Annotated in this window: 20 protein-coding genes; 12 read left to right on the plus strand and 8 right to left on the minus strand. The window is 59.9% G+C overall.

Translation table 11 applies throughout. From position 1 onward, the window contains the following. Positions 1–2: 2 nt before the first annotated feature. Entirely contained in the window at positions 3–191 is a 189-nt protein-coding gene (locus tag J2D77_RS10760; RefSeq protein ID WP_207846300.1) for a hypothetical protein, read from the minus strand. Between the two features lie 219 nt (positions 192–410). Next, the gene (locus J2D77_RS10765) at positions 411–1,280 is read right to left on the minus strand and encodes a LysR substrate-binding domain-containing protein (RefSeq protein ID WP_207846301.1); all 870 of its coding nucleotides are present in this window, start codon (positions 1,278–1,280) and stop codon (positions 411–413) included. 93 nt (positions 1,281–1,373) lie between these two features. Here J2D77_RS10765 and J2D77_RS10770 point away from each other — a divergent pair, with 93 nt between their 5' ends. After that, complete coding sequence (locus J2D77_RS10770) at positions 1,374–2,264, plus strand: alpha/beta fold hydrolase (protein WP_207846302.1); 891 nt, start codon at positions 1,374–1,376, stop codon at positions 2,262–2,264. 153 nt (positions 2,265–2,417) lie between these two features. Here the strand turns inward: J2D77_RS10770 and ftrA are convergent, their stop codons facing one another. After that, complete coding sequence (ftrA, locus tag J2D77_RS10775; protein ID WP_331000101.1) at positions 2,418–3,476, minus strand: transcriptional regulator FtrA; 1,059 nt, start codon at positions 3,474–3,476, stop codon at positions 2,418–2,420. Positions 3,477–3,564: 88 nt separating this feature from the next. On the opposite strand from ftrA, the gene J2D77_RS10780 reads away from it, so the two are divergent. Together J2D77_RS10780 and J2D77_RS17625 are read left to right on the plus strand one after the other, a co-directional pair. Further along, positions 3,565–4,179: a glutathione S-transferase gene (locus tag J2D77_RS10780; RefSeq protein WP_207846303.1), complete on the plus strand. Its 615-nt coding sequence runs from the start codon at positions 3,565–3,567 to the stop codon at positions 4,177–4,179. 158 nt (positions 4,180–4,337) lie between these two features. After that, positions 4,338–4,565, plus strand: coding sequence for a glutathione S-transferase family protein (locus J2D77_RS17625; protein ID WP_207846304.1), 228 nt, complete (start codon positions 4,338–4,340; stop codon positions 4,563–4,565). 47 nt (positions 4,566–4,612) lie between these two features. Here the strand turns inward: J2D77_RS17625 and J2D77_RS10790 are convergent, their stop codons facing one another. The 3 genes from J2D77_RS10790 to J2D77_RS10800 form a co-directional block, all read right to left on the minus strand. Then, positions 4,613–5,692, minus strand: coding sequence for an XRE family transcriptional regulator (locus tag J2D77_RS10790; RefSeq protein ID WP_207846305.1), 1,080 nt, complete (start codon positions 5,690–5,692; stop codon positions 4,613–4,615). Positions 5,693–5,697: 5 nt separating this feature from the next. Then, complete coding sequence (locus tag J2D77_RS10795; RefSeq protein ID WP_207846306.1) at positions 5,698–6,315, minus strand: hypothetical protein; 618 nt, start codon at positions 6,313–6,315, stop codon at positions 5,698–5,700. 175 nt (positions 6,316–6,490) lie between these two features. Next, positions 6,491–7,351, minus strand: a complete 861-nt coding sequence (locus J2D77_RS10800; protein ID WP_207846307.1) for a LysR family transcriptional regulator — start codon at positions 7,349–7,351, stop codon at positions 6,491–6,493. A gap of 75 nt (positions 7,352–7,426) precedes the next feature. Between J2D77_RS10800 and pdxA the strand changes: the two genes are divergently transcribed. The 4 genes from pdxA (at position 7,427) to J2D77_RS10820 (ending at position 12,754) form a co-directional block, all read left to right on the plus strand. After that, complete coding sequence (pdxA, locus tag J2D77_RS10805) at positions 7,427–8,431, plus strand: 4-hydroxythreonine-4-phosphate dehydrogenase PdxA (protein WP_207846308.1); 1,005 nt, start codon at positions 7,427–7,429, stop codon at positions 8,429–8,431. Beyond that, the gene (locus J2D77_RS10810; RefSeq protein WP_207846309.1) at positions 8,428–9,108 is read left to right on the plus strand and encodes a 4-hydroxythreonine-4-phosphate dehydrogenase; all 681 of its coding nucleotides are present in this window, start codon (positions 8,428–8,430) and stop codon (positions 9,106–9,108) included. The genes pdxA and J2D77_RS10810 overlap by 4 nt, the downstream gene beginning before the upstream one ends. A gap of 226 nt (positions 9,109–9,334) precedes the next feature. After that, the gene (locus tag J2D77_RS10815; RefSeq protein ID WP_207846310.1) at positions 9,335–11,416 is read left to right on the plus strand and encodes a ParB/RepB/Spo0J family partition protein; all 2,082 of its coding nucleotides are present in this window, start codon (positions 9,335–9,337) and stop codon (positions 11,414–11,416) included. 135 nt (positions 11,417–11,551) lie between these two features. Then, positions 11,552–12,754, plus strand: coding sequence for a DUF932 domain-containing protein (locus J2D77_RS10820; RefSeq protein WP_207846311.1), 1,203 nt, complete (start codon positions 11,552–11,554; stop codon positions 12,752–12,754). 77 nt (positions 12,755–12,831) lie between these two features. Here the strand turns inward: J2D77_RS10820 and J2D77_RS10825 are convergent, their stop codons facing one another. After that, a complete protein-coding gene (locus tag J2D77_RS10825; RefSeq protein WP_062274564.1) occupies positions 12,832–13,107 on the minus strand; it encodes an HU family DNA-binding protein in 276 nt (91 codons plus the stop codon). Between the two features lie 92 nt (positions 13,108–13,199). On the opposite strand from J2D77_RS10825, the gene J2D77_RS10830 reads away from it, so the two are divergent. The 5 genes from J2D77_RS10830 (at position 13,200) to J2D77_RS10850 (ending at position 17,125) form a co-directional block, all read left to right on the plus strand. Then, complete coding sequence (locus tag J2D77_RS10830; protein WP_207846312.1) at positions 13,200–14,279, plus strand: DUF7146 domain-containing protein; 1,080 nt, start codon at positions 13,200–13,202, stop codon at positions 14,277–14,279. Between the two features lie 318 nt (positions 14,280–14,597). Further along, a complete protein-coding gene (locus tag J2D77_RS10835) occupies positions 14,598–15,533 on the plus strand; it encodes a DUF2493 domain-containing protein (protein ID WP_207846313.1) in 936 nt (311 codons plus the stop codon). Between the two features lie 535 nt (positions 15,534–16,068). Next, entirely contained in the window at positions 16,069–16,284 is a 216-nt protein-coding gene (locus tag J2D77_RS10840) for a hypothetical protein (RefSeq protein ID WP_207846314.1), read from the plus strand. An 18-nt stretch (positions 16,285–16,302) separates the two neighbouring features. Further along, the gene (locus J2D77_RS10845) at positions 16,303–16,626 is read left to right on the plus strand and encodes a DUF736 domain-containing protein (protein WP_207846315.1); all 324 of its coding nucleotides are present in this window, start codon (positions 16,303–16,305) and stop codon (positions 16,624–16,626) included. 343 nt (positions 16,627–16,969) lie between these two features. Next, the gene (locus J2D77_RS10850; RefSeq protein WP_207846316.1) at positions 16,970–17,125 is read left to right on the plus strand and encodes a hypothetical protein; all 156 of its coding nucleotides are present in this window, start codon (positions 16,970–16,972) and stop codon (positions 17,123–17,125) included. A 27-nt stretch (positions 17,126–17,152) separates the two neighbouring features. On the opposite strand, the gene J2D77_RS10855 is transcribed toward J2D77_RS10850, so the two are convergent. Further along, complete coding sequence (locus J2D77_RS10855) at positions 17,153–17,386, minus strand: helix-turn-helix domain-containing protein (protein ID WP_207846317.1); 234 nt, start codon at positions 17,384–17,386, stop codon at positions 17,153–17,155. Between the last annotated feature and the right edge of the window lie 113 nt (positions 17,387–17,499).

Consider the following 17,499-nt stretch of genomic DNA (forward strand, 5'->3'; position numbering starts at 1 on the left):
CCTTACGGTCCGGAGCGGCGGCGCTGCTCCTGTTGCTGCGACCGGAACCAGTCCCGTGCCGCACGACGGGCCATGAGGCGGACCAGCGCTATCAGGCGCGGGTCGGGGGCATTGGGCCGCAGGATGAGCCGTAACTCGGGCTCGGGCGGCCGATACGCCGGGGCAATGGACTGGCTGGGTCTGTCCGTCATCGTCGCTCTCTTCCAACCGTATGGCAAGGAAAACAGACACACGATCCAGACAGATGACTGTTATTTCAATGGAAATGCGCATTGTGGAACATCGTGCTTGTGCGTGTTCCAGCGTACGGAATCGTAGTTATGGGTAGTCCCGGATACAGGCGCGTCGTACAAATACTGGCGTAAGACGGGCAGACTGGACGCTCTCGTGTGGTCAAGTTGCGACAAGCGTCAGGCGAGATTGTTCCTCTTGGCGCCCTGTATACCCGCTACCCCATAATGTTGCCGGATCAGATCGCCCAGCCCGGTGGCCGCACGAGTGAGTTGCCCCGCACGCGAGTGAAGCACCAGATCGATCGAACCAGGAGACGGCAAGGTCTGGTTCACGATACTCGGGACAAGACCTTCTGTCAGATCCTCAGCAAGAGGGGATACCCCCAATCCGGCGTTAACCGCAGCCAGAATGCCCGCGAGTGAGGGACTCACATAGGCGACTGCCCAGGGAATCCCGGCTTTTTCAAGCGCCCTGATGGCGCGCTCACGATAGATGCAGGGTTCGGGAAATACGATCAGGGGCACAGCCCCGGTGGTGGAGGCCAGTCCCATCCAGACCACGGTACGCCTGGCAAGAATTTCACCTCCGGCAGCCCGATCCTGCTTGGTCAGCACATGGTCAAGGCGCTGTACATCCAGGGCAGACAGGAGACGGTCGCGGTTACCAACCTCCACCTCGAGGCGAGCGTCGGGATGTTGTCGGGCGAAATCAGCGAGAAGCTGCGTAAAGCCACGTCCGCTGGCAAAATCGTCTGGCAGACCGACCCTTACAAGACCAGTGAGAGAGGTCCCGGCCAGACGTGATCGGGCCTCCTGGTCCAGCCGCAGGATTTCACGCGCATAACCGATGAGTTCCCGCCCCTGAAGCGTCAGTGCGACAGACCCGCCACGATCGCGCTCCATAAGTCGGTGGCCAGCCTGTTCTTCCAGACGCTTGATATGACCGCTGATTGTCGACTGGGTGGCATTGAGACGCCGTGCGGCTTCCGTGAAGCCACCGGTGTCAATGACGGTCAGAAAACTGCGAAGGCAGATCGGCGAAAGCATAGCTTTTCTTATCGTAAAAGGCGATATGATCTAATTATATATCTGTTTCTATGTTAAGAAGAAAGCGCGCATAGCAGGAGCGGAGGTACGCTCATGCAGCACATAACGATCACAACATCCCAACTCGACATTGCGTGTCGGATATCAGGACCGGAAGACGGATTTCCAGTAATCCTGCTTCATGGGTGGCCGGACGACGCGCTGACATGGCACCGGCTCCTGCCGGATCTGCATGCGGCTGGTTTCCGGACCTATGTGCCCTGGCTGCGCGGTTGCGGCCCAACGCGTTTTCGGGAGGCAGACATCCCTCGAAACGGGCAGCTTGTGGCTCTCGCCCAGGATGTGCTCGAAATGGCGGATGTCGTGGGGATTTCCCGTTTCAACATCATCGGACATGACTGGGGCGCGCGAACTGCCTACATCGCCTCTGTTCTGGCACCTGACCGGATAGCAGCGTGCGTGGCCTTGTCCGTGGGATGGGGAACAAATGATGCTGGTCAGGCCATGTCTTACCGTCAGATGCAGAATTACTGGTATCACTGGCTGATGGGGCTTGATCGTGGTGCCGAACTTATCCGGAACGATCGCCAGAAATTCATGCGGTATATCTGGTCGATCTGGAACCCGGGATGGCAAATCCCCGAAGCCGAATTCGCAGCGACGGCTCAGGCATTCGAAAATCCCGACTGGGCAGATATTACGCTGCACTCCTATCGCGTGCGCTGGGGGCTGGCTGAGCGTTCCCCGGCATTTGAAGACCTTGAGAAACGTGTTGTTGCCGACCCGATCATTCATGTGCCCACGCTCGTCATCCACGGGGATGATGACCCGTGTAACGATCCGGAGACGTCAGCCAGTAAGGGTCATCTGTTCAGGGGGTATTATAAGCGGCATGTTCTGCCCGGGACCGGTCATTTTCCCCAGCGCCAGAGCGCGAATGCTGTGACAGAACTTACCATTCCTTTTTTCCTGCAGAATCGCTGACGAAGCAGATCGGCAATGTCCGCGTTCGTGTTGCAGGTTCAAAGTCCATCGGTTTCCCTTGAAACTGGAAGAAAAGTCAGTATAGGCTGCCAGAAAGTAAAACCTGCACGTCACATATTCAGGGATTAACTGACGAAACATCTAATATCGTCGTCAGGTTTTCGAACTCAGTTCAATGCGCATGTTGGAATTACTGGATAAGGAACTCGTGGCCGTCGGACCGTGAAGACAAAAGCGAGATCGGTAGCTGGCTGGTGGGAGGCCGGTTGCGGTGCGGAAATGTTGTCGAAAATTCGTCGGTGTGCCAAAGCCCGTGCGCTGCGCGATCTCATCAACGCAGAGGGTCGTCTCCTCCAGCAAGTCGCGCGCGTAGGCAATGCGTTGCTGCTTAATCCACTCCCCAGGTGCCAACCCTGTTGCTTCGTATATATGTCGATGGACGGTTCGGACGCTGACATGAGCGATCTCGGCCATACGCTCAAGAGTCCACTTTTCGCCAATCCTTTTCTGTACCGTCTCAAGGAGTTCCGAAAGCCGTGCGCCTGACGGAGGAGGAACAGAGCGTTCGATGAACTGCGACTGGCCGCCGTCTCTGTGTGCTGCGACGACCAGTCTGCGCGCTACGCTGTTTGCAGCCTTCGCTCCAAAATCCTTCCGAACAATATGCAGACACAGGTCGAGACCTGCAGCACTTCCTGCAGACGTCAGAATGTCTCCTTCATCCACATAAAGCGCATCTCCTTCAACCACGATGTCAGGATATCGGGACGCTAATATTGAAGCATGACGCCAATGCGTTGTTGCTCGTTTGCCTGCGAGCAGACCGGCTTGTGCAAGCACGAATGCTGCACCGCAAATCGAGACGATTCTTGTTCCTGCCGCATGTGCCCGCCGGAGCGCGTCGAGCAATAAAGGAGGTGCTACAGAATCTGGACCCCTCCAGCCCGGAATGATGATCGTGTCAGCACCATCGAGAAGTTCCAGTCCGTCGGCTACTTCCAGTCGCAGACCACCTGCGGCCCGGATGGGTTCCGGTTCAGCGGCGGCTGTGAGGCAACGATACCAGCCACGCCCCATTTCAGGGCGTGAAAGGCCGAATACTTCGAAGGCACAGCCGAATTCAAACGTGCAGAGCTGGTCATACGCTAGGATGACGACGAGAGGACTGGAGCCATTTGGCATGATCGTTACGCTAATGGCCAATCCGGCCACTTACAATACGGTCATTTGCTCGTTAGCGTCGTCGTGAACGGGATCACCGATCCCGCAGGTAAATCATCTCGCATCCAGGATTGATCCCATGAAGCTGATCGGAATGCTCGATTCTCCCTATGTGCGCCGTGTCGCTATATCCTTTCACCTTCAGGGCATAAGCTTCGACCACCAGCCGTTATCCGTATTCTCGGCGTATGACACCTTCGCCACGGTCAATTCGGTCGTAAAGGCACCCACGCTGGTCACAAATGATGGGACTGTGCTGATGGACTCTGGGCTAATCCTTGAACTGGGTGAGCGACTGGCGCCCCCGCACCTCAAACTGATGCCCTGCGATCTGGAAGCGTATATCCGGTCACAGCGGATTATCGGCCTTGCACTCGCAGCCTGCGAGAAGACGGTACAGATCGTCTACGAGCGCAAGCTTCGTCCTCCCGAAAAGCAGTACCAGCCCTGGGTTGATCGCGTTCATACCCAGCTGATAGCTGCATATCGTCTCCTTGAAGGGGAAGTCAGTCAGACCAACGCCTGGTTATTTGACGAGCGCCCGCTTCAGGCCGACGTCAGTAGCGCCGTCGCTTTCCGTTTTTCTCGCCATATGCTGCCGGAGATCATTGAAGCCGACGCCCATCCAGCCCTTGATGCTCTCTCCGCGCGCGCAGAAGCGACAGAGGGCTTTTCCGCGTTTTCGTTCGTGTGACACGTTGAGTAGATAAGCTATAAGAGCATTTAATCGACCTCTATTACCGGCCGACATCCAATGGCCGGAAAATCATCCTCATGGCGGAGGAACTTTCCGTTCCCAAAAGGGTGGATTTCGTTAACCTCGTTAAGGTTGAGTAATTAGAGTCTGTATTTTTGAAGCTTTCCCCAAACGCCCGCGTTCCGGCGCTGGTTAACCCAAAGGGACCGGACGGAAAACCGATTTTGGTCTTTGAGTCGGGAGCTATTCTCCAATATCTCAGCCAAAAATTCAGGCGTTTCAATCAGCGAGAAGAGCGGAAGCGTGTCGAGGTCGATCAGTGGCTGTTCTGGCAGTCGCGACGGGACTTTTTATATCGATCAAACGATGGCTTTTTTCGCTGAACCGACGATGGAAGGGCGTAAGTCTGACTGCCAACGCCCCATGGGTATCAGGTCACGAGCCGCAGCTTTGGACGACGTGGCGAGGAACCCTCTACGGGACCATACATTTTAATAAACTCACTCTCATAGAGAGGAACGAGGCGGCACAAGTCGTCTAGAGAAAACCCAAGATCCTCAACGTGTGCCTTGATGATTGACTTTAGAACTTTTGCTTCCTCATGCTGAAAATCAAGCTCAGCAGGCTCATTCAGGCGCCACCCTCTGGCGCTTAACTGCTGCCATAGGTAACGGCTTTGATTGTAGTCTAGAAAACCACATGACTTGGCCCGCATGAGCAGCGCCTGCATCGATACGCGCCACTCCAGCTTTAGCGACGCCAGTAACTCGAGCGTTATTTTTCGACTACGGAAGGCCGTAGAGATATCTTTTTCTGGCATTAGGAACGCAGCGGCAAACTGATTTGCTTCGTCCTCCATTGAGGGTGTCGGGAACCGATGCATCACCAGATGTCCCAGTTCGTGAGCGAGCGTGAATCTCATTCGGTCAGCGGGATGTGCCGCATTAAGAAGCACCAATGGTGGCTGGCCAGGCACCCGAAAGGTCATGCCGCTGACTGAAGCACCACCAAAGTCCGACGTGCCGACTACAACACCTGCTCGTTCGACCAAGGCTGTCATATCTTTTATCGGCCCCGACGGCAGCGTCCAATGTGCTCTTACGACGGCGGCGATTTTCTCGGGCGTGCCATATTGTTCGACGTCCAGTATCGGTAAGTTTTGCTTGGGTTGGAAATCCACAGCTTCAAGGAAACGACGCATTTGCATTACGCGGATGTTTAGTTCTGCAGTGACCAATTCCATGTCGCGCGCCGTAACGTCAGATTTAGCTCGCGGCATCGGATGAACGCTGACAGGCGGTCCATATACCGGTTCCTTGAGATCAAAAAATGGACGCGGCAAGCCGTAAACGATCGCAGCTTTCTGCAAAAACGTCTCGTCTGGGTCTGCAACGCCGGTCTCAAAGCGTGATAACACTGGCTGCACAACAGACAACTTCGTGGCAGCTTCTTTCTGCGTGAATCCTATGCGTTGCCGCGCCAGGCGCAGCATTTCACCAGGACTAGACATTCCACTTACTTCTTTTCAGATTTTTGCGCAGGAAGGGGCTTGGCTTTGACCATGCCTTCGTCCGGTGCGCCGCTTGGGTCGTCCCCGCGAGGAAGCAGCGGGAGCACTGTTCCGCCTTTCTCACTCTTATCGATTTCATATTCCCAAATTAGACGATCACCGTCCCTCGCGACTACAAGAACGCGATCCACGTGCGTCCAAAGTTCGTTTGCTTCCCATACGACTTCCACCCGCGCTGTCTCTGGAGGGAAACCTGGCAATTCAGCATCCCCATCAGCAAATGCCAGTGCTGCTTGCGTCGGGATATTCCGACCGAGCCTGTCGTCTCCGGCCTTCTTAAAGCGAAGTAATATCTTGCTTTGAAAGAATAATTTGATGGTCTGCGCTTCGTCCTTCACAGAAACGCGCGGGTGGTTGCCAAAAATGGTGAGAGCGCGACGTGCTATGGCATCGAATATGATGTTTACGGTCGTACGCCGATACATGTAGGGGGACATGCCGTTCTCTGCACGAAGCCGATGGGTGGTGCGCCATTCCGTCCATCCATCAATGACGATCTGGCGGATCGTCTCGTGGTAGGGCTCTAAGATAGCTTGTGCTTCAGTGCGTGTTGGTATCGTCAAGGCATGGCCCCCGTTAGCTCGTCTTTTTTATACATGATCGTTTTTGCATTTTCAATCTGAAATATACAAATCTCATACCTTGGTGGGTGCTCAGGTGCCTTCAGGGGGGAATATCTGCTTCGTGCCGATTTTTGAATCAAACTTTACGGTCAGTTTTTGCTTGTGGTTTTGACTGTTATACCTGTTGTATGATCCAGCTTTCCAAAGCCCTGAGATGCTCTGACGCGTCATTTTTCCCGGGTTGGATAAGCCCATAAAACGTCCCGTCAGCACTGAACCCGACAGGGGCCAACAGACGCCCGCTCGTGACATCGTCTGCAGTGATGATGTGGGGGGATAAGGCGACACCCAAGCCGCTGGCGGCGGCTTCCAGCATCATGAAATGATGGTCGTAGAGACGGATGTCGCGTGGTGCTGGTATGTCGGGCCGAGTGGCCAGCCATTTTCGCCATGCCTCGGGGCGCGTGCGGGAGCCGAGCGCCAGGTAGTCTCCACCCTCGAACCGTTCTACCATATCAGGTCGCATGACCGGGCCGACCGCCTCTCCCGTGAGCGTTGTTACGGCCCAATCCGGATCTAGCGGAAAATCAAGCCGTCGGATTGCCAGCGTGATGCGGTCGCGTGCGAAATCCAGTGCGCCACCACCGGTCGAAAGATGCACGTCGATGCCAGGATGCCGGTCCTGAAAATCGGACAGGCGTGGAATCAGCCAGCGCATCGCCAGTGACCGCTCGCAAGAAAGCACGATCGGCGGGGAGGTCAGAGGAGACCTGATCTCGGAGAGCACTGTCGATATTCCCTTCAGTGCATCGCTCGTGGCCAGGGCCAGACGTTCACCATCCCGGGTCGGCCGCACACCGCGGCCCTCGGGTTCCAGCAATTGCAATTTCAAGTTGGCAGCTAGTTTGGACACCCGGCGGCTGATTGCTCCATGCGTGAGAGTCAGTTCCGCGGCAGCTGCTCGCACGGAACCGAGGCGAACTACCGCTTCGAACGCACGCAGATCGTCCAGAGATGGGATGTCGGATCGCTTCATTGGTCAGTTTTTATCACCAGAACAGGTCAGTTTATATCGATTTTCCGTGGCCTCTGTTCCGTTATTGTCACCACCATGAGCGAAACACCTTCCTTCAATCACCAGCCGTTGGCGGTCACAATGGGCGATCCTGCCGGGATTGGCCCGGAAATCGTGGCCCGGATGTTTCTACGGCGACCGGCGCAACGGCGCTGGATCGTCGTCGGCGATCCTCTGGTGATGCGTCATGCGCTGGCCGGGCTCGATCCAGCGGCGCATGTGCGCCGGATCACAACATTGGCCGAAGCCCGCTTCGACGACGACGTGCTGTACGTCCTGGCGTCGTCGGAGTGTGAGTGCCTGCCGCCCGTGGGGCAGATCACCGTCGAAAGTGGCCGCGCAGCCTATGCGGCGATCCTCGCCGCGATCCAATTGGCGAAGAGCGGGACAGTAAGCGCCATCGTCACCGCACCGATCCACAAGGAGGCACTCGCTGCTGCCGGGCTGCACTCCCCCGGCCATACGGAAATTCTCGCCGAACAGGTAGGCGGTGTGAATGTCGCCATGATGCTGGCGAACGAGGACATCCGTGTCGTGCTGGTGACCATTCATTGTTCGCTGCGGGACGCAATCCAGCGTGCCGATTTCTCCGCGCAGATGGCGGCGATCCGCCTAGCCCACGCTGGTGCGCGGGCTCTGGGCATCGAACGACCGCGTGTCGCAGTGGCCGGTCTCAATCCCCATGCCGGAGAAAATGGTCTGTTCGGTCATGAGGAGGCGCACATCATCGCGCCCGCCATTGCGCAGGCGCGGAGCGAGGGCATTGATGCGTCTGGTCCGTGGCCAGGCGACACCGTGTTCATGCAGGCGCGCGAAAAGCGCTTTGATGTCGTGGTTGCGCAGTATCACGATCAGGGGCTGATCCCGGTGAAATATATGGGTCTGGCACAGGGTGTGAACATTACGCTCGGTCTGCCTTTCGTGCGTACGAGTCCCGACCACGGCACTGCTTTTGACATCGCGGGGCGCGGTATCGCCGATCCGTCCAGTCTGGAGGCTGCATTCGATTACGCTCTTCGCCTTACCGGAGCCACGGTATGACCCGCCCTGATTTCATCTTTATGCTAACCCATCACGACCGGACAGTGGAAAATGCGGCCGATCTGGTGGAAATCGTCCATGCCGCTGGCGTCCGTCATATAGGGTTCAAGGATATCGGACTTCCATTTGCGTCTCTCCAGATCCTGGCTGATACGATCAGGCAGTCAGGGGCGACGACCTATCTGGAAGTCGTCTCGCTCGATCGTGAAAGCGAGCTTCGCTCGGTGCAGGCCGGTATTGCTCTGGGTGTTGATTATCTGCTTGGTGGCACTCATGTCGATGATGCGCTGCGACTGCTGAAAGGCACGGATATCCGTTATTACCCTTTTCCAGGCCGGATTAGCGGGCACCCTAGCCATCTCGAAGGGACCGAGGGCGAAATCGTGCGCAGTGCGGTCGATCTTGCCTCCCGGCCCGGCGTGCATGGACTGGATTTGCTGGCTTACCGGTTTGCCGGAGACGTAATCAGCCTGATGCAGAGAGTCCGCGCCGCGGTGACGGACAAACGGATCATCATCGCAGGTTCAATCGATCGGGAGGAACGGATCGGGGCTGCGGTGTCAGCGGGTGCTGACGGTCTTACAGTCGGCACGGCGGCGTTCGACGGTGTGTTCCCGACATCTCATGATCTTAAGGGACAGATCGATTACGTCCAGATGATCCTGTCTCGCCTCTGACACATAGTTTGATTGCAAGAAGGATGGGTTCAAAAGGGAAAAAGACTAATGGGTCCAGATTCCCGCCATTACAGCCATTTTTTGTCGGAAAAGCGTGGAGGGATTGTTTTCGTGGAGGGACTGTTTTGATGTGTAGCCGTTAGAGTCAGAGAGCTGCGCGGATTTTCATGACGGGTTGAGAGGGTGGGAGAGAGTCTCCGGCCCGCCCGTCATGGAGTTTTCCGCCATGGCGATCGCTATTCCCAAAATCAGCCTGAGTTCGTCCCGTGACATCCCGTTCAACCGGCTCGTGCTGTCCCAGTCCAACGTGCGGCGCGTGAAGTCCGGCCTGTCGATCGAGGAACTGGCCCGCGACATCGAGCGCCGCGGACTGTTACAGAGTCTGAATGTCCGCCCCGTTCTCGACGATATCGGGGCCGAGACCGGTACCTATGAAGTGCCCGCCGGCGGTCGACGCTTCCGTGCCCTCGAACTGCTGGTGAAGCAGAAGAAACTGGCGAAGACGGCCCCCGTGCCCTGCGTTGTGCGCGAAGCCGGATCGGCCATTCTTGCCGAGGATGACTCTCTGGCCGAGAACGTCCAGCGGCTGGCCCTGCACCCGCTGGATCAGTTCCGAGCTTTTCGTGACATGCTGGAAAAAGGCATGTCCGAGGAGGAAATTGCCGCCGCGTTCTTTGTCGCACCCGCTGTGGTCAAACAGCGCCTGCGGCTGATGACCGTGTCGGACAGCCTGCTCAATATCTATGAACAGGATGGCATGCGGCTGGAACAGTTGATGGCCTTTTCCATCAGCGATGACCATGCCCGTCAGGAACAGGTCTGGGAGATCGTCGGCCAGAGCCATAACCGCGAGCCCTATGTCATCCGCCGCATGCTGACGGAAAAGACCGTGCGGGCTTCGGACGCCCGTGCCCGTTTCGTAGGGCTGGAGGCCTATATCGTAGCGGGTGGCCACGTCATGCGCGACCTGTTCGAGGCCGATGATGGAGGATGGCTGCAGGATCCCGCCATTCTGGACCGGCTGGTCATGGAAAAGCTGCATACAGCCGCAGAGGATATCCGTGCCGAAGGCTGGAAATGGGTTGAGACGGCCCTGTCTTTTCCATGGGGGCATACCCGGCAGTTCGCGGAAATCGATGGCACGGAAGTGCCACTGACCGAGGACGAAGCGGCCCGTCTCGAAGCTCTGCGTGCCGAGCAGGAAACCATAGAAGCCGAATACGCTCAGGCCGATGAATACCCTGACGAGGTCGATGCACGGCTGGGCGAGATCGAACAGGCCATTCTTACCCTGGAGGAACGGCCTCTGGCGTTCGATCCCGCTGACATGGCGCGGGCAGGCGCCTTCGTCAGCCTCGCCAGCGACGGCACATTGCAGGTGGAGCGGGGCTTCGTGCTGCCCGAGGACATGCCGACCGAGCCCGAAGAGACCGATGATGCCGACGGTGCCGATGGATACGATCATGCTGCGTATGATGGGCGGGATGAACGTCTTGCTGATGATGGCGGCGACGAGGGCGGGGAGGGCAACAGCATCGCTCATGACGTCGAGCCTGAAGAAGAAGACGGGATCAAGCCGCTGCCTGACCGGCTTCTCACCGAACTGACGGCCTGGCGCACGCTAGCCCTGCGGGATGCCTTTGCCAGCAATCCGCATATTGCCCTGACGGAACTGCTGCATACGCTGGTGCGTGATGTTTACTGGCAGACACCGGGGGCCGACTGCCTCGAAGCCTATGTCCGGGAAATTTCTTTGCCGGTCCATTCGCCCGACATGCCGGGCAGTGTTCCAGCCCATGCGCTGCGCCAGCGCAATGAGGGCTGGAAGCACGATCTACCTGAGGACGAGAACGCGCTGTGGCGCTGGATCGACGGGCTGGACGACACCAGCCGCATGGCATTGCTGGCGCACTGTCTGTCCTTCGGGGTTAATGCGCTTTTTGAGCGCATGCCGTCCTATGGAGCGGTGTCCCAGCGCAGCGTGACCGAACGTCTCAAACGGGCAGACCGTCTGGCATCGGCCCTCAGTCTCGATCTGGTCGAGGCGGGCTGGCAGCCGACCGTCGAGAACTATCTCGGCCGGGTGACCAAGGCGCGTATCCTGCAGGCGGTGCGGGAAGCACGCGGCGATGAGGCGGCTGACCGCATTGCCCACCTGAAAAAGCCCGACATGGCACGCGAGGCCGAGCGGCTGCTGGAAGGTTCGGGCTGGCTACCCGAAGCGTTGCGCACGATAGGGCGGCCAGATGACACATCTGCCGATATGACGGTAGCTGCTGAAGGCATCGAGGCCATTGCCGCCGAATAAAACGATGGATTTTGGAATTGTGAGACAGCGGCTTCCGGTGCCCGGAAGCCGCTTTTTCATGTCCGGCACCCCGGAAAGAGGAAGAGGGCGGCTTCGCCTTCTGTGCCGAATAACCGGCATAGAGGAGAGTTTTCCATGACCACGACCACCATCCTGCCCCCTGCGTCCCGTGGCGCCGCGTCCGGTGGCTTCCGGATCGATCCCTCCCGTGGCGGCCGCAATGCCCGCGTGTCTTCGGAGTGGTTCTCGCGCCCCGATGACGAGCGTTACCTGTCCCTGTCCGATTTGCACGCCGCCACACTTGCCCGTGCCGAGCGCGCCACGGCCCGCACGGTGGAAAGCCGTGCCATCCGCGTCGAGGCCAGCCGCGACAATGCCGAACGTCTCACCCTGACCGTGCCGGGGCAGAATGAGCCGATCGCACCCACACACTGGTCGTTCGGCCAGATGTGCAGCCTTGTCGGCGCACCCTCGTCCTACCTGCGCAATCTTCCAGCGCCACTCGCGGCGATCAACCTGCAGCATGGCCTGCTGTCGCATCGGGCTGAGCTGGTGAAAACGCTGGAAACCGAAGACGGGCGCGTCGAGCTGCGCGCCGTAACCGGTCCCGATTACGGCCGCATCTGGGACCACGAACTGGTGGGCGCGGTGCGCAAGATCGCGGGCGATGGTACGGGCGATACCAACTGGAAGGTGCCGGGTGTCATCGACTGGGCGACCATGACCCATAATCCGTACGTGGACATCACCAAGGAAACCACGACGCTCTATGCGTCAGACAGGGATGTGTTTCTGTTCCTTGTAGACGATACACACCCGATCGAGGCCGGACGCCTGCCCGATGGCGACCCCGATCTCTATTTCCGGGGTTTCTATGCCTGGAATTCGGAAGTCGGCAGCAAGAGCCTCGGCATTGCGTCGTTCTATCTGCGTGGAGTGTGCCAGAATCGCATGCTGTGGGGTGTGGAAAATTTCGAACAGATCACGATCCGGCATAGTAAGTTTGCCGCTTCGCGTTTCGTGCATCAGGCGACGCCAGCTCTGCGGAATTTCGTCACGGCCAGTCCGGCCTCGTTCATCTCGGGCATTCAGGCCTCACGTCGTGCTCTGGTGGCGAAGAACGATGATGATCGTGAAACGTTCCTGCGTCGTCGTGGGTTCTCGAAACCGGAAACCACGAAAATTATCGAAACGGTGCTGCACGAGGAAGGGCGCAAGCCCGAGAGCGTGTTCGACTTCGTGCAGGGCATTACCGCACTGGCACGGACGAAGACCAATCAGGACACACGGCTCGATCTGGAGGGAAGGGCGCGCAAGCTGATGGAGAAGGTCGGATGAAGCCGGTCATCAACAGAAACTGGCGCGATGGGGAAGGGGCGGCGGACGAGGTCCGCCGCCTTTCACCTGTCGGCAGGTCAGTCGTTCAGGCTGTCCTTGAGCGCCTTGGCGGGCGTGAAGGCCAGCTTGCGCGAGGCTGCAATCTGGATGGTCGCGCCCGTGGCCGGGTTGCGGCCTTCGCGGGCGGCGACTTCCCTGACCTTGAACTTGCCGAAGTTCGGCAGGGTGATTTCATCACCAGCTTTCGCAGCTTCGGTCATCGCCTCGATCAGGGCGTCCAGTACCTTGCGGGTATCGGTCTTGCTCGTGTCGGTGGTGGTGGCGATATGATCGACCAGATCGGCAATCTTCATGGGACTATCCTTCGTTCTCTGTCGGGCCGAAACCCGCTGCTCCTGCCGTTACGGGGGAATTATGGCGTCTTCAAGCCTGCCGGGAGGGTGCAATGACAGACATGCCGCCATGGGATGCCGCCGATCTGGCCCGCAGGCTGGCGGAGAACGCAGAAGCGGTGTGCCGTCATTACCTCTCCGCCGGGCGGCGGCACGGCGGTTACTGGCTGGTCGGCGACGTCCACAACACGCCGGGACGGTCGCTCTATGTCCGCCTGCATGGTGGTCTGGACGGACGTGGCCGTGCGGGAAAATGGACGGATGGCGCGACAGGGCAGCATGGCGATCTGCTCGACATCATCCGCGAAAGCCTCGGGCTGCTGGATTTTCGTGATGTCGCCGACGAGGCCCGACGCTTTCTCTGCCTGCCGCAACCACAGCCACGACCGGCCTCTGATCGCGGTCGTTCCGATGCGTTCGGGCATGACGCTTCCCCGCAGGCATCAGGAACCGCTGATGCGGCACGAAGGCTCTGGGCGATGTCCGGCCCGATGGCCGGCACGCTGGCGGAAATCTGGCTGCGCCATCGTGATCTTACCCGCCTGACGGACCTGTCCTCGCTGCGTTTTCACCCGGATTGCTACTACCGCACCGATGCTGACAGTCCAACGGAGACCTGGCCTGCCATGATCGCCGCCGTCACCGATCTCGAAGGCCGCGTGACCGGTGTGCATCGCACCTGGCTGGCGCGCGACGGACGCGGCAAGGCGCTTGTCGAAATACCGCGGCGGGCGATGGGCGACCTGCTCGGTAACGCCGTGCGTTTTGGCACGACATCCGACGTGCTGGCGGTAGGCGAGGGGATCGAGACGGTGCTCTCGCTCCACGAAGTCATGCCCGATCTGCCACTGGCCGCCTGTCTGTCCTCGGCGCATCTCGCCGCCATTATGTTTCCGCCCACGCTGCGCCGCCTTTACGTGCTGCGCGATGACGACCCCGCCGGAGACCATGCGGTAGCGGCCCTGATGGCCCGGACGCAGGAGGCCGGGATCGAGTGCCTCGTGCTGTCACCACGTCTGGCGGATTTCAACGATGATCTGCGCTATCTCGGGCGTGGGGCGATGCGGGCAATCCTGCATCCCCAGCTTGCCCCGCAGGACGTAGCGCGGTTCCTGCAACCCGTCGCGCATTGAGGCGGGCCGGGAAGGGGATGTGGGTCATCTTCTTTCCCTGCCGTGTGGGGCTGTCCTGTTTCCGGATGGGGCGCGCCCGCGGCCTTTCTGGAAGGGGAGCGGGCGTCAGCCATGCCGGGCCTGCAATGGCGGAGCCGGCTATTTTCCGCCGCGCGGGACTGCGTCCGCGCTTTGCATCGCGAAGCAAAATAGCCGGCTCCCTGCCATCCTCCACTGCGTTCCGGCCGCGCTCTGCGCGGTTCCGGCCCGGCCTTCGTCTGCCGCTTCCCGCCCCTGGAAAGGCCGCGAGGGGCGCGGCCAGAACCGGAGGACAGGCCCATGACCCGCACACAGGACGATTTCGAACCCGCACACGCCACCTCTTCCACCGCTCATGTGCTGGCCGAACTCCAGCTTTACGGTCACCGTCCTTTCGAGGACGAGCCGGACCCGAGGTCCTTGCCCGACGCCAGCCAGATTGAGGGCGCGGTCGCCGACATCTTCGATGCCCTGTCCGCCACGCTGACCGACACAAGGCTGGAACCCGATCTCGAACCGCTGCTCTGGTCCACGGTCAACGTCTTTCACCGCATGGTCGGGCAGGTGGAGCGCGATCTCGATCGCAACGAGGCGGCGCAGAAGCGCAGCCAGCAGGAACAGGATGGCAGCGAGATCCGTTCGGTGGAACTGGAACGCCTCATCGCCGAGGGACTGACCCTGCTGGAGCGACGCAACGCCTACGAGATATTCCGCGATCTGGCCTGCGACCAGTTTGAACGTCTGACCATGTCGCCCTGGCGGCCACGCTCCGGATCGCTGGTCAGTCGCAGCACCCTGACGGCGTCGATGATCGACAGCCGCGATTTCCTCAACGCCCGCCGCAAGGCCGAAACGGAGCTGCTCGTGCCTCCCGGGGCAAAGGTCGCGGTCACCGGCGGTCTCGATTTCGAGGACCATCACCTGATCTGGAACCGCCTCGACAAGGTGCGCGAGAAGCACCCCGACATGGTGCTGCTGCATGGCGGCTCGCCGAAGGGCGCGGAATTCATCGCCTCCCGCTGGGCCGATCATCGGGAGGTCGCGCAGATCGCCTTCAAGCCCGACTGGAACCGGCACGGCAAGGCCGCCCCGTTCCGGCGCAACGACGCCCTGCTGAAAGTCTTGCCCGTAGGGGTCATGGTGTTTCCGGGATCGGGCATTCAGGACAATCTGGCCGACAAGGCCAAACAGATGGGTATCCCGGTCTGGAGGTTCCGCAAGGACAGTGGCGCGTAAGCGCCATTGTCTCCTTTAACCACATCCCGGCAATGATGATCGCTACTCCCGATTTTTCGCATGGCTCCGATCGATCAGAACTTCCCGTCGGGCTCCCCGTTGCCCGCGCTGCCGGTTGAAGCAAACGGGATTGACCGCGCCCCGGAAGGCCCCGCCCGGAGAGATCGGGTGCGGAGTGTGACCCTTTTCCCCATTCCGGCTGCAGGGACGATGGATGAGGGAGCGGTGGTCCTCTTCCTCGCCGGTGAACAGGTCGAAACAGCCATGGCGAGGCCGGGAACGTCCAGCGGGCAACTGGCTGGCCAGCCTTCGTTGGAACGACGGGTCCAGAGGATGCGGCCCGAACCGTTCGCAGCAGGGACGCGGCAGTCGGGGGCGGGTGTCTGGCCGCGATCCGCGCCACCAGCATGGAAGACGGTCGCACCGGGCGAGCACGATATCCTCCTGTGTCGCACGGTCCCCACCTGTCGGACCGGTCATGTCGGCATCGTCTCTCCATTGGGCTGGCGGGTCCGCACACCATGGCCTCGGTCGGATGGCTGATCTAGCCGAAGACCGGCTACGCCTCGATCGGCTGGCCGCAACGGCGTTCCGGAACTTTCTTCCCCTGACGGCTGCGCCGTCATTCCTCGCGGGACAAGAAAGTTCCGGCCCTGCCGTCCTCCGCTGCGCTGCGGCCCTGAAGGGTGCTCTGCCGCTCGCCTCCGGCTGGTCGATCGCCATCGAGGCCACGGTGGTCGCGGCCCGATAACAGCATGGAGATACGACAATGGCTAACATCGGTTCCTTCAAGAAGGCGGGCGAAGGCTTCGAAGGCGAAATCGTCACCCTGGCCCTGCAGGCCCGCAACGTCCGTCTGGTGGCGGAAACCAACCGGGCCAACGACAACGCCCCCAACTACCGCGTCTACCTCGGACGGGTTGAACTCGGCGCCGCATGGACCCGCCGCTCCAGCGAAGGCCGCACCTATCTGAGCCTGAAGCTGGACGATCCCTCCTTCGCCGCCCCGATCTTCGCCAACCTGTTCACCGACGAGGAAGGGGAGGGCTACACCCTCATCTGGACCCGGCCCCGCAGCCGGAACGGGGAGTAAGCTCCCCACCACCAACCCCGCCCGGTCTCCCCGGGCGGGGCCTTCCGGGGCTTCTTTTCCCACGGGCTCTTCGGGGGCGCGGGCGGCAGCGCTGGTCGCCCGACGTGAGACGCAGGAGGAATAGGGGGCTTTCCCTCAGCCTTCCCATTGTACCATGCGCGAGGGCGAACCGCGTCAAGGACGCGTGGTCCCCCCAATTTTGCCCGACGCCCCCTTCGGGCACGCCGAACAAAATCGGCTCCCCCACGCGCCGGCGAGCCGGTCGCCTGCGGCGATCCCTGACCCGGTCCACCCCGGCATGAGCCGTCCGTCCTGTCTTCAAGAAACGTAAAGGAACAGGACGATGACCACACTACACGACCACATCCAGATGCTGCGCGCCGAACTGACCAGCTTTCACCTGAGCCGCCGCGAGCGGCAGCAGATCGAGCGCGAACTCAAAGAGGTGCTTGCCCGGCAGGGTAACGTCGAAGCAGACACGCCGACACCGCCCCATTGAGGGCGGATAGGGCAGAGTCAAGTATCCCTATTTCTGATCCTCAGCCGGAAGATGATTTTCATCCAGTAATGCTGCCGGTCGCACGCCCAGCGCCTGTGATGCGTGCCATAGCGAGAGAAGTGTCACGTTCTGGCGTCCGGTCTCGATCCAGCTGATATAGGCGCGGTCCACGCCCATCTGCTCTGCCAGGGCTTCCTGGCTGAGACCGGCGGCGCGTCGCAGGCGCCTCACGTTCGCGCCGAAAAGTCCTCGGATGTCCATCCGCAGGATAGGAACGATTTGTGTATTATCGCGCTACGTATTATAATACACGGAACACTCAACGCCTTTCCGTGTGATGCGTCACGGGCATCACGTGATGTCGCGCAAACAGA

This window comes from Acetobacter garciniae, from assembly GCF_017377735.1.
Classification (GTDB): Bacteria; Pseudomonadota; Alphaproteobacteria; order Acetobacterales; family Acetobacteraceae; genus Acetobacter; species Acetobacter garciniae.